This window comes from Anaerorhabdus sp., assembly GCF_036657415.1.
Taxonomy (GTDB): Bacteria; Bacillota_I; Bacilli_A; order Erysipelotrichales; family Erysipelotrichaceae; genus Anaerorhabdus.
Map to the genome: position 1 here is coordinate 20,606 of NZ_JAVXGL010000001.1, position 15,665 is coordinate 36,270.

The 15,665-nt window shown below is 33.2% G+C and carries 15 protein-coding genes and 1 riboswitch; of the genes, 11 read left to right on the forward strand and 4 right to left on the reverse strand.

All coding sequences use genetic code 11. The features are described from left to right. The first annotated feature begins 2 nt into the window (after window positions 1–2). The 5 genes from RSB60_RS00110 to RSB60_RS00130 are packed head-to-tail and all read left to right on the forward strand — an operon-like array spanning window position 3 to window position 4,435. Window positions 3–395, forward strand: coding sequence for a PTS sugar transporter subunit IIA (locus RSB60_RS00110; protein ID WP_323381373.1), 393 nt, complete (start codon window positions 3–5; stop codon window positions 393–395). 18 nt (window positions 396–413) lie between these two features. Next, window positions 414–893, forward strand: a complete 480-nt coding sequence (locus tag RSB60_RS00115) for a PTS sugar transporter subunit IIB (RefSeq protein WP_323381372.1) — start codon at window positions 414–416, stop codon at window positions 891–893. Window positions 894–920: 27 nt separating this feature from the next. After that, window positions 921–2,519 carry a PTS system mannose/fructose/sorbose family transporter subunit IID gene (locus RSB60_RS00120; RefSeq protein WP_332613734.1) on the forward strand — a complete coding sequence of 533 codons (1,599 nt, stop codon included), beginning with the start codon at window positions 921–923 and terminating at the stop codon, window positions 2,517–2,519. A 31-nt stretch (window positions 2,520–2,550) separates the two neighbouring features. Further along, window positions 2,551–3,390 (forward strand): class II fructose-bisphosphate aldolase, encoded by an 840-nt coding sequence (locus RSB60_RS00125; RefSeq protein ID WP_332613735.1) that lies wholly within the window; start codon window positions 2,551–2,553, stop codon window positions 3,388–3,390. 4 nt (window positions 3,391–3,394) lie between these two features. Continuing rightward, on the forward strand, window positions 3,395–4,435 hold the full coding sequence (locus tag RSB60_RS00130) for a zinc-dependent alcohol dehydrogenase (RefSeq protein WP_332613737.1): 1,041 nt from the start codon (window positions 3,395–3,397) through the stop codon (window positions 4,433–4,435). A 102-nt stretch (window positions 4,436–4,537) separates the two neighbouring features. On the opposite strand, the gene RSB60_RS00135 is transcribed toward RSB60_RS00130, so the two are convergent. The 3 genes from RSB60_RS00135 to RSB60_RS00145 all read right to left on the reverse strand — a co-directional run bounded on the left by RSB60_RS00135 (window position 4,538) and on the right by RSB60_RS00145 (window position 6,070). Further along, complete coding sequence (locus tag RSB60_RS00135; RefSeq protein WP_332613739.1) at window positions 4,538–4,906, reverse strand: IS3 family transposase; 369 nt, start codon at window positions 4,904–4,906, stop codon at window positions 4,538–4,540. 44 nt (window positions 4,907–4,950) lie between these two features. Beyond that, window positions 4,951–5,664, reverse strand: a complete 714-nt coding sequence (locus RSB60_RS00140) for a transposase (protein ID WP_332613741.1) — start codon at window positions 5,662–5,664, stop codon at window positions 4,951–4,953. A 103-nt stretch (window positions 5,665–5,767) separates the two neighbouring features. Beyond that, entirely contained in the window at window positions 5,768–6,070 is a 303-nt protein-coding gene (locus RSB60_RS00145; protein WP_332613743.1) for a Dabb family protein, read from the reverse strand. A gap of 246 nt (window positions 6,071–6,316) precedes the next feature. On the opposite strand from RSB60_RS00145, the gene RSB60_RS00150 reads away from it, so the two are divergent. The 5 genes from RSB60_RS00150 (at window position 6,317) to RSB60_RS00170 (ending at window position 13,217) form a co-directional block, all read left to right on the forward strand. After that, window positions 6,317–7,648 carry a dicarboxylate/amino acid:cation symporter gene (locus RSB60_RS00150; RefSeq protein ID WP_332613745.1) on the forward strand — a complete coding sequence of 444 codons (1,332 nt, stop codon included), beginning with the start codon at window positions 6,317–6,319 and terminating at the stop codon, window positions 7,646–7,648. 50 nt (window positions 7,649–7,698) lie between these two features. Continuing rightward, a riboswitch (Lysine riboswitch) is annotated at window positions 7,699–7,863 on the forward strand. A 76-nt stretch (window positions 7,864–7,939) separates the two neighbouring features. After that, window positions 7,940–8,776 (forward strand): transporter substrate-binding domain-containing protein, encoded by an 837-nt coding sequence (locus RSB60_RS00155; protein WP_332613747.1) that lies wholly within the window; start codon window positions 7,940–7,942, stop codon window positions 8,774–8,776. A 2-nt stretch (window positions 8,777–8,778) separates the two neighbouring features. Then, a complete protein-coding gene (locus tag RSB60_RS00160; protein ID WP_323381365.1) occupies window positions 8,779–9,546 on the forward strand; it encodes an amino acid ABC transporter permease in 768 nt (255 codons plus the stop codon). A gap of 1 nt (window position 9,547) precedes the next feature. Continuing rightward, complete coding sequence (locus RSB60_RS00165) at window positions 9,548–10,279, forward strand: amino acid ABC transporter ATP-binding protein (RefSeq protein WP_323381364.1); 732 nt, start codon at window positions 9,548–9,550, stop codon at window positions 10,277–10,279. Window positions 10,280–10,547: 268 nt separating this feature from the next. Next, the gene (locus tag RSB60_RS00170; protein ID WP_332613750.1) at window positions 10,548–13,217 is read left to right on the forward strand and encodes a calcium-translocating P-type ATPase, PMCA-type; all 2,670 of its coding nucleotides are present in this window, start codon (window positions 10,548–10,550) and stop codon (window positions 13,215–13,217) included. Between the two features lie 38 nt (window positions 13,218–13,255). Here the strand turns inward: RSB60_RS00170 and RSB60_RS00175 are convergent, their stop codons facing one another. Next, on the reverse strand, window positions 13,256–15,181 hold the full coding sequence (locus tag RSB60_RS00175) for a BglG family transcription antiterminator (RefSeq protein ID WP_332613752.1): 1,926 nt from the start codon (window positions 15,179–15,181) through the stop codon (window positions 13,256–13,258). A 174-nt stretch (window positions 15,182–15,355) separates the two neighbouring features. Between RSB60_RS00175 and RSB60_RS00180 the strand changes: the two genes are divergently transcribed. Beyond that, window positions 15,356–15,664, forward strand: a complete 309-nt coding sequence (locus RSB60_RS00180; RefSeq protein WP_323381361.1) for a PTS sugar transporter subunit IIB — start codon at window positions 15,356–15,358, stop codon at window positions 15,662–15,664. Window position 15,665 lies beyond the last annotated feature (1 nt).

Here is a 15,665-nt window from a genome sequence, read left to right on the forward strand (position 1 = left end):
CTATGATCGAAATAATTGTTGTATCCCACGGAACATTATCGGAAAGCTTGGTGAAGAGTGCCGAACTTATAGCGGGGGAAGTGGATAATGTAAAAGCCTTTGGACTACATGCCGGTGATGATATTGATAAGTTCAAAGCAATAATTGAAGAAGCAATCAAAAAAGGAACGGAGGAGTCAAGCGTATTGGTTTTAACAGATTTAATGTATGGAACTCCATTTAATGTAGTTTCATCATTAATGGACAAATATAAGTTTCATCACATAACAGGTATAAACTTACCTATTTATTTAGAAATTGTAACATCAAGAAAAATCATGGGAATAGACGAGCTCTGCAAAACAATCAAAGAAATTGGCCCGACAAGTTTTGTCTATATAAACGAGATTATATAAAAGGCAGGAGGTGAAAATATGAAAAATGTCGTACTCGCACGAATCGATGATCGTTTAATTCATGGACAAGTTATTACAGCTTGGATTAAAACAATTAAAGCACAATCAATCTTAATTATTGATGAAGCATTAAGCAATAATATAATGATGCAAAGAATTTATAAAGCTTCAGCACCAACTAATATTGAACTTGTGATTAAAACACCTGCTGATGCAGTGGAATGGCTAAATGAAGATAATCCAAAAGGTAATGATGTCATAATTCTTGTTAAAACTCCAGAAAGACTAGAAGAGCTAGTTGATCAAGGAATAAATATTAAAAAAATTATTCTTGGCGGTATGGGGTCTAACAATACGCGTAAACAATTTGTTAAAAATGTATTCGCAAATGATGATGAAGTTGGATGTATGAAACGATTAATTGATCACGGGGTAGAAATTGTGTTCCAGTTGGTACCTGATGATAAACCAATCGATTTATTAAAGATAATGAAATAATTATAAACTCATAAGGAGGGATAAAATATGAGTCTGATTCAAGCTATATTAATTAGTTTAATCTATTTCCTAGCAAGTTCAACACTGATTGGGGTAGGATTCTTCACCTTGTGTAAACCAATGGTTTCAGGATTCTTCGTAGGATTAATTTTAGGTAATCCAGTACTAGGTACACAAATTGGAGCATCAGTTAACTTAATGTATATGGGCAGCTTATCAACAGGTGGATCACTATCAAGTGATTCAACATTAGCTTGTATCGTTGCTACATCATTAGGAATTGTAGGGGGACAACCAATTGAAGCATCAATGGCTGTTGCAGTTCCTTTAGGATTACTTGGTACCATGTTATGGTTTGGACGTTTAGGATTATCTACAATGTTTGTACCTTTAGCAGATCGTTATGCTAGAGAAGGTAAAGCAAGTAAATTCTGGATTGTAAACGTATTAATTCCACAAGGATTTTTATTCCTAATTTCAGCAGTTCCAGTATTTATTATCATTTATTTCGGAACTGAATTTATTCAAGGTATCTTAAATTTCTTAGGTGCAAATGTTCTTGGAGCATTGATTATCATTGGTGGTATGTTACCAGCATTAGGGTTGGGATTAACACTTAAAACAATATTCCAAGGTCAAGCAAAAGTATATTTCTTTATTGGTTTCTTATTGATTCAATATTTCGGATTAAATACTATCAGTATGGCATTCATCGCATTAATAATCGCGATTCTATACATGTATGGTCAAAATAAAGATGGTGAACCAATTTCTCTAAGTTTCTCAAGTGCTGGAGATACGCCACCAACTTCTGGTTTAATCACAAAACGTGATTTGATTCAATCTTGTATCAACTGGGGATTCCATGCTCAAGCATGTTACAACTATGAAAGAATGCAAGGTATTGGATTCTGTCATGCCATGGTTCCTATATTTAAAAAATTATACAAAGAAGGTTCTCCTGAAATGGCAGAAGCAATGCAACGTCATACAGGATTCTTCAATACAGCACCACAATTTGCAGCTATGATTCCAGGTCTTATCGCTGCAATGGAAGAAAAACGTTTCCAAGGTGCAACAGATATTGATGAAGGTGCATTAACTGCTGTTAAAACAAGTTTAATGGGTCCATTATCAGGTATTGGTGATACAGTTTGTCAAGGAATTCTTGTTCCACTTCTATTAACATTCTTTATTGGAATGGCAATGGATGGAAATATCTTAGGACCAATCTTGTACTTCATCATCATCACAGTGATTGTTGTTGCAATGTGTTATTTCTCTTACATGCTTGGATATCGTAAGGGAAGCGAAGCGATTCTAGCTTTATTGGAAAGTGGTTTAATTAACAAAATTATTGATGCAGCTAAAGTAATGGGTTGCGTTGTTATTGGAGCATTGGTTGCTAGCTTTGTTACTGTAAATACAGGAATTGTATTGAGTGTAAATCAAACTTCATTCAATCTTCAAACTCAATTATTTGATGTCATCGTTCCAGGCTTACTACCATTAATTCTTACATTAGGATGCTACAAATTAACAGATAAAGGTGTTTCTTCAACAAAAATCATGTTAATCCTTGTTGTAATTGGTGTAATTGGTGGTTTAACAGGAATATTAGTTTAACTAGAGTATAGAAAAAAGGAGGAACTAGTTTATGTTAGTAACAATGAAAGAAATCCTAGACAAAGCCAAAGAAGGTCATTATGCAGTCGCAGCACCAAATGTGGACAATGAACACAATTTGCGTGCATGTATTGAAGCAGCAGAGGAATTGAATTCACCAATTATTATTGGTGTACCAATTCATTCAAATCCAAATCCAGATATTTGTTATTTTGGACGTATCATGCAAGATATCGCAATTAGAGCAAGTGTTCCAGTTGCAATTAACTTAGATCATGGTGGATCTTATGATGAATGTGTAATGGGTATTCGTGCTGGATTTACTTCAATCATGGTTGACCGTTCTAAATTATCATTCGAAGAAAATGTTGCAGAAGTTAAGGAACTTGTAAAAGTTGCTCATGCAGTTAATGTTTCAGTAGAAGCAGAATTAGGACATGTTGGTGGTGGAGAAACTTATGCTGTTGATGGTTATGAAAATTTAACAGAACCAGATCAAGCGGCAAAATATGTTGAAGAAACAGGTGTAGATTGCTTAGCGGTAGCAATTGGAACAGCACATGGATTCTATAAAGGTGAACCATTCATTCGTTTTGAATTATTAGAAGAAATTGCTAAAAAAGTTTCAGTTCCTCTAGTATTACATGGCGGTTCTGGTACAGGAGATGAAAATCTTGCAAAAGCTGCAAAACTTGGAATTTGCAAAGTAAATCTTTCAATTGATTTACGTCAAGCAGCAATTGATGAATTAAATAATGCTGACTTAACAGGTTATGGATTATATGGATTCTATAAATATATCGCTAAAGGATATAAGGATAAATTATCTCACTACATTCGCATTTTAGGTAGTGAAGGAAAGGCTTGGTAACAGTATGTCAGAAAATAAGGCAATTGTTGTAACGGCAGTTAAAACGCTTGAAATTCAAGATTTAGAAATGCCAAAAATCGGGCCGAATGAAGTATTATATGAAGTTCATTCTTGTTCACTATGTACAGTAGAACAACGTGTATATAGCGGTGCAAAAAACTTTGGATTCCCTTTATTAGGTGGACATGAAAATGCGGGAGTTGTTATAGCTGTCGGTGATGATGTTCGTGAATATAAAGTGGGTGATAAAGTAATCGCTACACTTGGATATTGTGGTGAATGTGAATATTGCAAAACAGGAAAAGGCAGTAGTTGTAAGAATAGTATGAAAGCAAAGAAACGTGTTAATTTCCCTGGGCCAATCATTGGTGGTGGATTAGCAAAATATCTTGCAGTGCCTTCTTGGCAATTATGCAAAATTCCTGATAATGCAAACTTTGACCATTTCGCATTAACTGAACCACTTGCTTGTTGTGTTCATAGTATTGAAAAAGCACGTGTTGAATTTGGGGATGTTGTTGTTGTTATTGGTGCAGGAATTATGGGTATGCTTCATGTTCGTTTAGCTAAACTAAAAGGGGCTTATGTCATTGTTAGTGAAGTTGATCAAGCAAGAAGATTGAAAGCTACTGAAATGGGAGCTGATGTAACAGTAGATCCATCAACTGAAGATGCTGTTGCTCGTATTAAAGAACTTACAAATAATAAGGGCGCAGATGTTGTTATTAATGCCATCGCTACTCCTAAAATCTGGCCTGATGCTATTGGAATGTTAGCTCCTTACGGTCGCTTGGTTGCTTATAGTTCTCAAGATAGTAAAGAACCAGTAGGAGTTGATATGGACAAATTGCATAGTAAAGAATATGAAATTATTGGTACTGTAAGTCCAACAATGGAAAGCAATTTACGTGCAACTAAACTTATTGCCCTTGGTATGGTAGATATGGAAGCATTAATTGATTCACGTTATGAAAGTGCAGATTGTACAAAAGCATTTGATCGTGCAAGCTCTCCTAATACTTATCGTTGTATCATTCATATTTAAATTAATAAAAAGCTGTAACTTTGATCAGCACCCTATCAAGTAGACAAATGAAATAAATAAAAGTTTGAGATGACTTATCATATAAGATAGGTCATCTTTTTCTTATGCAATAACACAACTCAATTGTTTAGATTCTAACTCTAGGTAATATTTTTGTATACGTTTATTTTCTTCTATTGGATATTGTTTAACTTCAGGTGTTGTTTTTCCATATTTGTTTTTCTTTCTCCGAATGATTGATTTTATACCTAAAAGCTTCATAAGTCGGCGTATTCTTCGTTTACTATATTTTGCACGATTAAACTTATTAATCCATCTCGTCATTCTTCGATAGCCAAGGATATGATTAAATCGTTCATCATATTCTTGAATGAGTTGTAGTAGTATACGATTTTCTATTTCTTCCTTTGTTTCTTTTCTATTCAACCACTTGTAATAACTGGCTCTTGCTATTCCTAAGATGTTACACATCCAACTTATACTCCAATGACGTTCTTCGTATAGTTCTTTAATTGCTATGTATTTTGGTTCTTGTTTCCCTTTGGCAAATATCGCCTCCTTTCGATTTCCTTCACTTTTTTTAAGAGGATATTCTCTCGTTCTTTCTTTTCAAGTCGTTGTTTTAGTAACTGGTTTTCTCGTTGAAGTTTTTCAACTTCGCTTAATTGTTCAAGTGCTTTACGTTGTCCACGATAATCCTCTAAGCCGGATTCACCTTGCTCATCGTGTTTTTTTACCCACTGATAGACTTGTGCATAGGACACATTAAAATATTCTGCCGCAAGCTTATATTCATTATTGTGGTCTTTGCAGTACTTCACGACTTCTTGGCGTTCCTCGATTGTTGTTTTTCTAGCTTTGGTCATATAAACTTCCCCCTTAGGATTATAGTCCTTTAGTTTTTCATAACCATTATACTTGAAAAACCATTGTTCTAAAATGGAATGACTGGTTATACCATATTTCCTCGTAATATCGATATAGGAACCCTTACCAGACACATAATCATTGACTGCAGATACTTTTAGTTCTTTCGAATAGGATTTGTTGCGTGCCTTACTATAGAATCCTTCTACTCCTAAATCATCATAAACAGTATTCCATTTATATACCGTATGTTTACTTATTCCCAAATCATTACAAATCTGTGATAATCCTCGTTTTCCACTTTTATAATCAAGTATCGCTTCTTTCTTCTGCTCTACTGTATATTTACTTTTCCTTCCCATAAGAAAAGATCACTCCTTTCATAGTCAATGTTTTATTTATTTACATTGTCTACTTTAGAGTGATCTTATCACTTGAGGGAATCCTCTCTTACAGCTTTTTTTATTAGATTTCGTAATCGATACAACTTCTAGATACAACGTATGGCTTAATGTAGTTATCAGCAATATTGGTGTGAAGTGGGTTAGTAGCGTAGTTATTTAAATCTTCAATAGTTTCAAATTCACTATCTAAACACATATCGACGGTAGAAGAATCTAAACCATGAATAATTAAAGTCAATTTGTGTAATCCTTTAAAATGAGGTTTTAATTTTTCGAGACAGATTTTTGCATCTTCCTTCACTGCCTCAGCCTCAGCGGCAGTGAGTGATTCTCTTAATTTCCATAATACGAGGTGTTTTATCATTTGAATATCTCCTTGATTTTATTTTATATCAAAGAGCATATCCTTTGACAGTATAATGATAAATAAATAAACTAATAGTATCAAGGAGAAATTGTATGAAAAAAGCAAACGTATTATTTGTTAGTTGCTGTTGCTCTTCACTAAAAAGTTAGAAGAGTATTTTCGTGGGATTTTTATGCGATATTGGAAATGAGACTACTCTATTTGAAAAATGTGAGTAGTTTTTTATTTTAAAGGAGATAAATTATGATAACAACATTTCTACAGGATTATTTATTAATTAGTAATTGGGAAACAATTTTATTTTTGGGGTTACTTGTAGTGGGTGTAGGGTTAATCTATTGGTTAGATAAAAAAGAAGTTAACTTTACAAAAATTTTGTTACTTTCAATGCTAATAGGAGCAGGAATTGGATTACTAGGTAATTTTATGATTAACCAAAATCCAAGTGTTTCTAAACAAGTTTCAGGATGGTATGGTTTAATTGGTTATGGCTACATGGACTTATTAAAGATGATTGTATTGCCTCTTGTATTCTTATCTATGATTAGGGTCATCATCACTACAAAGAAAGATTTTAAACGACTAGCTTTAAAAACAGTTGGAGTATTAGCTTTTACAACAGCTATAGCTGCAATTGTTACAATTATTATTGCGATGTTAATTCCTTCAGCACAACTTTTACCAGAGGTAGTGAATCAAGAAGGAACAATTCGAGAAGTGGGGACATTTATTACAACACTTCGATCAATGATTCCTAATAATATAGCGGATATTTTTGTGAAAGGAAATATTCTTGCAATCATCGTTTTAGCATTTTTAATCGGTGTTTCTTTGAAATCATTTGAAGATAAAAAAGAAGTTCAATCTGTTATTGATTTTATTGAAGCGAGTTTTAAAATAGTTCGTCAATTAGCGATAATGATTATGGATTTTATGCCATATGCATTGATTCCGTTATTAGCGAATATCTTGATTACGCAAGGCGGATCAACGTTATTAAGTGCATTAAATTTCATTGTGATTTTATATATCGGAATTATTGTTATGTTAATCATTCATTTAATTTTGGTGAAGTTAACAGGTCGTTCTATCAAAGAATATATTCTAGCGGTTCGTGAACCATTGATGCTTGCCTTTACATCACGTTCAAGTTTAGGGACACTTCCAGTAACAATTGAAGCGATGACGAATAAGTTACACTTACCAGCAGGATTGTCAGATTTGGTAGGTAGTTTTGGGGCAAATATGGGAATGAACGGGTGTGCTGGAATTTATCCAACACTTGTTGTAATTGCTCTTGCAACAATGTTGCATATACCAATGGATATTTCATTCTTTGTGACACTAGTATTTGTTGTTGTATTAGGTTCATTTGGTATAGCAGGTATTCCTGGGGCTGCTACTATGTCGGTTGCAGTTGTATTAACAGGAATGGGGCTTGTTGAATATTATCCACTACTAGGCGTAATCTTAGCGATAGATCCAATCTTGGATATGGGACGTACAATGTTAAATGTAAATGGTACAATTGTTGCGGGTGTAGTTGTAGATCGATTAGAAAAAAATAATAAATAAAAATATTAAAATTTGACATATTTTGAAAATAGCGTATTATGTTTAGTAACAAAACGTATAGAGGTAGCGGTGCAGAAAAGTAACTCAAAGAGCTGGCAAGCGATGAAATGAGTGAAAGGCAATCACCGCCGAATAGGTTTTCTGGCAAGAAAATTCTATGGGGTTATAAGGAATACTTATGACACTCCTTCATTTGAAGTGGCGCTATTATACACCTTTACTTTATTCAAGTAAATCGTATGTGATAGAGCATACGATTTTTGTTTGTTTACAAGAAAGAGGAGAAAGAAAATGAAGAAATTATTAGGAATTTTATTAGCGGGTATGATGCTTGTAGGATGTTCAAGTGCACCTGCAACACCAAGTGAAACACCAGCATCAACAACAGGTGCAGGAGGAACATTTACAGTAGCGATGGAATGTAACTATGCTCCATTTAACTGGTCTCAAACAGAAGCAAACGAAACAGCAGTAAAAATTACATCAGCTGACTATTGTGATGGATATGATGTTGCGATGGCTCGCAAAATAGCAGATGCAATGGGTAAAGAATTACAAATTAAAGCAGTTGCATGGGAAGGATTAATCACAGCATTAAATAATGGAGAAGTTGATGCGATTATCGCAGGAATGACTGCAACTCCTGAACGTGCAGAAGCAGTAGATTTTACAAAACCATATTATGAATCAGAAATGGTTATGATTGTACGTGGAGACGATCAACTTGCGAATGCTACATCAATTCAAGACTTCACAGGTAAAAAAGTATTGGGACAAATTAATACATTGTATGATGAAGTTATTGATCAAATTGAAGGTGTTAATCATTTAACTCCACAAGCGACTTATCCACGTATGGTATTAGCTCTTCAACAAGGTGAAGCAGATGCACTAACAGCAGAACTTCCTGTAGCACAAGGTGTTATTGCAGCTAACCCAGAATTAAAAATTGTGACTTTTGCGGAGGGTAAAGGTTTTGAAGCAGATACAACGGTATCAATCGCTGTTAAAAAAGGAAATACAGAATTACTAAATCAAATCCAATCAGCACTTGATTCAATTACTGAAGAAGAAAGAGTTGAGATCATGAAACAAGCAACTGATCGTCAACCAGCAACTGCTGAATAATCATGGATTTTGATGCGATAGTTAAGATTCTTACAAAGTATGGACCTTCGTTATGGTTGGGTGTTCAAAACACTTTACTCGTTGCGTTAGTTGGTACAATTGTAGGGTTAGTAATTGGTTTAGTGATTGGTGGATTAAAGGCAATTAAAGTTGATTCAACAGCATCTTCTTTAGCTAAAGTAGTGAAAAGGATTTATGATATTTTTGCTACAATATACATTGAAGTTTTTCGTGGAACTCCAATGATGGTTCAAGCTTTATTTATCTATTATGCATTACTTAAGATTTTTAATTGGACACCGATTGTTGCAGGGATGTTTGTTATCTCTATTAATACAGGTGCTTATATGTCGGAAATTATTCGTGCAGGTATTCAATCTGTTGATAAAGGACAAACAGAGGCAGCACGTTCACTAGGAATGTCAAATATCCAAACGATGTTACTTGTGATTTTGCCGCAAGCAGTTAAAAATGCATTCCCGGCGATTGGTAATGAGTTTATTGTCAATATAAAAGATAGTTCAGTTTTATCAGTAATCACATTAACTGAATTGATGTTCCAAGCAAATCGTATAGCTGGTAGTGTTTATAAATTCCCAGAAACTTATTTTGTAACAGCTTGTATTTATTTGATTCTTACAGTGACTATGAGTTTTATCTTACATATTATAGAAGGTCGATTATCAAATACACGTACAAGTTACCCACATTCAGATAGCACATCAAGTAGTGTTGTTGTCTTACCTAGAAATGGAAAGAGGGTAAAATAAGATGAGCTTATTAAATATCAAAAATATACATAAAAGTTTTGGCGATTTAGAGGTTCTTAAGGGAATTGATTTTACTGTAGAAAAAAATACGGTTACTTGTTTAATTGGTGCATCAGGTAGTGGAAAATCTACATTACTTCGTTGTATTAATTTACTGGAGACACCCGATGATGGTGAAATACTTGTCGGTGGTGAAAATATTACACATACAAAAGATGTTAATAAATATCGTGCACGTGTAGGAATGGTTTTCCAACAATTTAATCTATTTAATAATATGACTGTACTTAAAAACTGTACAATTGCACAAATGAAAGTTTTAGGACGTTCAAAAGAAGAAGCAGAAGAAAAGGCAATGAAATATTTACGTAAAGTAGGTATGGAGAGTTTTGCGAATGCCGCAAGTACAACATTATCTGGCGGACAAAAACAACGTGTAGCGATTGCGAGAGCGTTGTGTATGGATCCTGAGATTTTACTATTTGATGAACCTACTTCAGCGCTAGATCCAGAAATGGTTGGCGAGGTTTTGGAAGTAATGAAAGACTTAGCGCGCGAAGGACTTACAATGGTTGTGGTTACTCATGAAATGGAATTTGCAAAAGATGTTGCGAATCATGTTGTATTCATGGACCAAGGTGTTATTGCCGAAGAAGGATCAGCGGAACAAATATTTACTAATCCAACACACGAAAGAACCAAAGCATTCTTAAATCGTATTTTAAAGAAATAGCAGAATCGCATCGAATAAGGTGCGATTTTTCTTTTTGTTTCGGTTAGTGTTGACTAACTTGGTGTGAGAATGTTATTATTTGCGAACAACAAAATATACCCAACTGGGGGAGTAGTTTGCGCTAATCAGTGTGGCAAGTCAACAAACTGACCAATAGGTCTGGCTTGTCTTAAATAACGAGACTCATGTATGGAGGAAATACAAATTTATTTTTGTGTTTCACTCATATGTGGGTCTTTTATGTTGTAGAAGAAAAAGGAGGTTTCTCATGAAGGATTACACAGAAACAATGGAATCGTTAATTGATCAATTAAATTCGAATGCAACTGCAGGTCTAAATGATGAACAAGTAAAGAAAAGCTTAGCAACACATGGTGCAAATACGTTAACAAAACAAAAGTCTGAATCGTTATGGAAACGATTGTGGGATGCGGCAACAGAACCGATGATTATTATGTTGATAGCGGCTGGGCTAATCGCGCTAGGCGTTAATATCTTTAGAAGTGTAACAGGTGGCGAAGCGGACTTTTTGGAGTGTGTAGGTATCTTCATTGCGATTTCGCTGTCGGTGGTAATTAGTGTTGTTATGGAAGGAAAAAGCGCAAAGGCATTTGAAGCTCTTTCTAAAATAAGTGATAACACAGTGATTAAAGCAATTAGAAACAACACAACAGTTTTATTGAATCAAGCAGAGTTGGTTGTAGGAGATATCTTACTTTTAAGTACGGGTGATAAAATCCCAGCTGATGGAAGACTATTAGAAAGTTTTGGGTTAGCGAGTGATGAATCTGCATTAACAGGAGAAAGTGTACCTGCCAATAAAGATGCTGGATTTGAAATTGAAGATGAAAAATTGCCTTTGGCAGAGCGAGCAAACATGTTATATAGTGGGACTTATATAACTAGTGGACACTGTAAAATGATTGTGACTGCAGTTGGTGATTCGACAGAGTTTGGTAAAATTGCAAATGAATTAGGTAATGAAAGAAAAGAAAGTACTCCTTTACAAGAGAAACTAGCACGATTAGGAAAGACAATAACAATCTTAGGGGTTATTGCTGCGTCTATCGTTTTCATCTCCCAAGTGATTTCATTTGCGATGAATGATGGCTTGCATATTGAAGAAGTTATGGAAGCATTTGTTACAAGCATTGTCTTAATTGTTGCGGCAGTTCCAGAAGGACTACCAACAATTGTGGCAGTATCTCTTTCGATTAATATCATTAAATTATCTAAACAAAACGCTCTTGTTAAAAAGATGATTGCATCTGAAACAATTGGATGTATCAATGTAATTTGTTCAGATAAAACTGGTACACTTACTGAAAATAAAATGACAGTTCGGGCATTTTATGATCAAGAGTGGCACACAAATCCAACGGAATTATCGGGAAATTATTTCGCGCATAATGTTTGTTTGAATACAACGGCGGATATTGGTGAAGATGGAACATTTATTGGCAATCCAACAGAATGTGCACTATTACAATTCTATGAAAACTCAAAAGAACGCACACATTCTGGAATGAATTACAAAGAAGAAAGACTTGATCATGAAATACTTCATTCTTTTCCTTTCTCATCAGAATTAAAGCACATGACAACAATTTCGAAAGTTCATGGCGAAATTGTTACCTATGTTAAAGGGAGTCCTGAATGTGTTTTGAAAATGTGTAATTTAACAGATAAACAACGAAATGAAGTAGAAAACTATATTGAAAAAGCACAAGAACAAGCTATGCGTATAATAGCATTCGCACATAAATCAATAACATCAATGAAGGATTTTGAAGAAGAAACATCACATAAAGAACTTGAAAGTAATATGGAATTTGATGGGTTTGTCGCGATTGCTGATCCGTTAAGAAAAGAAGTATTTGAAGCTGTTAATTCATGTCGAAAGGCAGGGATCGATTTAAAGATTTTAACGGGTGATAATATTGTCACTGCGACTGCAATTGCGAATGAATTGCGCATTTTGAATGAACAATCAATCGCAATAGAAGCGAGCCAAGTAATTGAAATGAATGATGAAGAATTATTAAATAAACTTCCTCATATTGCAGTAATAGCCCGAAGTACACCAACTGTAAAAATGCGAATTGTAAAATTATTAAAAGGTTCAGGTAATGTTGTTGCGGTTACTGGTGATGGTATAAATGATGCACCAGCATTAAAAAATGCCGATGTAGGTGTTGCAATGGGAATCTCTGGAACCGAAGTATCTAAAGAAGCAAGTGATATAGTTTTACTAGATGATTCTTTTGCGACAATTGTTAAAGCAGTTGAGTGGGGGCGTAATATTTATGAGAATTTTAAGCGTTTCATTAGTTTTCAATTAACAGTTAATCTTGCATCAGTTATTGTTGTTTTTACATCTATTTTATTAGGATTACCAGCACCATTTACCGCATTAGAATTATTGTGGATAAATATTATTATGGATGGTCCACCGGCACTTACATTAGGATTAGAACCCAACTATGAAGATTTAATGAGTCGTAAACCTACAAAAAGAGATGAGAGTATAATTTCAAAAAATATGTTGATAAGAATTGTGATTACTGGTGTTTATATGTCGATTGTATTCTTATGTCAATATGTCTTCAATTTTCTAAATGTATCACAAGGAGAAATGCCAACAGTCTTATTTACGATGTTTGTATTATTCCAATTATTCAATGCCTTTAATTGTCGAGAATTACATGATGGTAGTATATTTAAAAATTTATTTAAGAATAAAATTATGTTGATTACAGTAGGTTGTACATTCATGTTACAAATACTAATCATTCAGTATGCAGGAGCGTTCTTTAGTACAGTGCCATTAGAATTATCAATGTGGTTAAAACTAATTGGTATTGGTTCGACTGTTGTAATTTTATCTGAGTTAATTAAATTTATTTATCGCAGAATAAATAAACAAAAAAGTTTCTAGAAAAAAACTACACTCTTGTAAGGACAGGAGTGTAGTTTTCATTCTTCAATTTCATCAATGTATTTAATTAGTTTATCGGTAAAACTGGAGTAGTCTGTTGATTGAATTAATTCAGCGAAACAATTTGAATTTGTTACAACTTCAATTAGTCCATCAAAAATTTGTGAAAATATTTTTCTTGTATCGTTATTGACACCAATAAGAATTACCATTTGAATTTCTTTATTGTCCCATAGAATTGGCTCTTGAAAGAGTGCAATGGAAATAAAACTCTTTCTCGCATTGTTTCCTAAAGAATGTGGTACAGCTACATTTTGAAAAGCGGTACTAGACATTTTTTCTCTTGCGAAAACATCATCAATAAAACAATCATCAGCGAAATTATTATCGATTGCATTTCTACATAGTTTTTCGATGATACGATTTTTATCATTTAAATGAATGTTTGAATAAAACAATTTTTCATTGAATAAATCAAGGATAGTTGATTTCAATTCACGATTATTCTTTTCAGCAATTAGCTTGTTTATTTTATTTTGAATTTTAGTAATATCTTTTTCAGTTAAAAAAGGATTAATAATAACAGAAGGCAAGCTAAAAGGAATTTCAACTGTCGAAATAATCAAATCGGCATGTACAAAATTGGGATTGTAGTTGTTGATAGATAATGCATATTTAATATTAATTTTATCATTGAATTTTTGTGAAATTTTATCAAGTGTTTTTTTGTGGATACTATAATAATCAGCATATAAAAAGAGAATAGAAATCTTATTTTTAGATTGCACATTATTTTCAAAATATGATCCAATATGAAAAGAAATAAATGCAATTTCATCTTCAGAAAGAATAACAGAATAACGTTCTTTAAACTGTTGTGCAATGAATACTGCGATATCATAAATAAGAGGATAAGTTGCTTTTATTTTGGCAGTAAGAGGATTCTTTGTGGAGTAATTATTCTCTATTCGATTAAATAAGTTTTTGACATGAATTGTAAATTTACATATAAAATCTTCTGAGAATGAATCTAATAAATAACAGTCTTCAACACTATGAATTAAATCATGAGCTATATCAATGTATTTCTTTTCGATATATTGATGAATGTTGGCTTCGGATACTAAAGAGTAATCAATGATTGTCGTGTTGTTATCAATGATAAGAATTAAGTTATATAATTCAGAATTATTCATTTCGATTTGATATTTTGATTGAATGTATTCTTTAATTTCAGTGGCAACATCAAATTGTGGTGTATGCATTAATGAACTGAGATCATCATCGTCACAAAGCATACAATTATTTCTAATACGGTCAATCATAACAACAAGATGGAGAGCAGTATTGTTTAAGGTGTAATCATTTACGAAGATGTTCTTTCGTGTAAAAATTTCTAATAAGTCTTTGCGAAAATCCCAAAAATGATAGTGGAATGTTAGCAAGCGAATTTCATTTTTTAGAATAAAATTATCATAACTATCTGAAGAAATAAGCGAACTCATTAGTTTTCTTTTTTCTTTTTCTGTACCTAACAAAGTAACGATATTTTTATTCTTTACTATTTCTAAATGAAATGATGACAAAGCTTTAGAGAGAGTTCTGATATCGCTATTAATTGTCGATTCAGAAACAAAAATATCTTCTGCAAGTTCATAAATATCTAGACCTTCTTTTTCAGAAATTAAGCGCTGAATTATATAATTTTGTCTTGTCTTAGGAGTTTCGATTTTCTGTTTGTTTACGGTTTCTTTATAAATAACATACAAATCAGAATTCAAATGATATCCTTTGTTTGTGGAATAGATCAAATTATCATTTTCAAACATGCTGTTTAATTGATTTACATATTTGCGAACTTGACGGGTGCTGATTTTTAAGACTTGAGAGAGTTCATTGGATTGAACATCACGCTCAAAGTTATGCCATAAATGATCGAGCAAGATTGATATTTTATCTTCCATGATAAGTTCCTTTCTATTTATTATTATGGGTTTATAGTCGATTACAATATAATCTTAGCTTGTAATACTGGGGTGAACAAATTTAAATAGTTCCACCTACTAGGAACAATATAAGTTTGTTTTAAGAAAAAATATATTGAATAATTGGGTTGTAGAAAAAGAAAGGAGAAAATAATGAAATTTAAAAATGTCTTACTTGTATGTGGTACAGGGGCTTCGAGTGGCTTCATGGCTAAAAACATTCGTGTAGCAGCAAAAGAAAAAGGCTATGACATTAGTGTTAAAGCACGCGGAGATGCAGAGGTAGAAGATTTTATTGAAGAGATTGATCTACTATTAGTTGGTCCTCATTTACAGTATATGTTAAATGATTTAGAAGGAATTGCAAATCCTTATCATGTTCCTGTCAAAATTATTCCTAAAGATGCCTATGGATCTTTAGATGGGGTAGCAGTATTAGAGTTTATGGAAGAAATAGAATAAA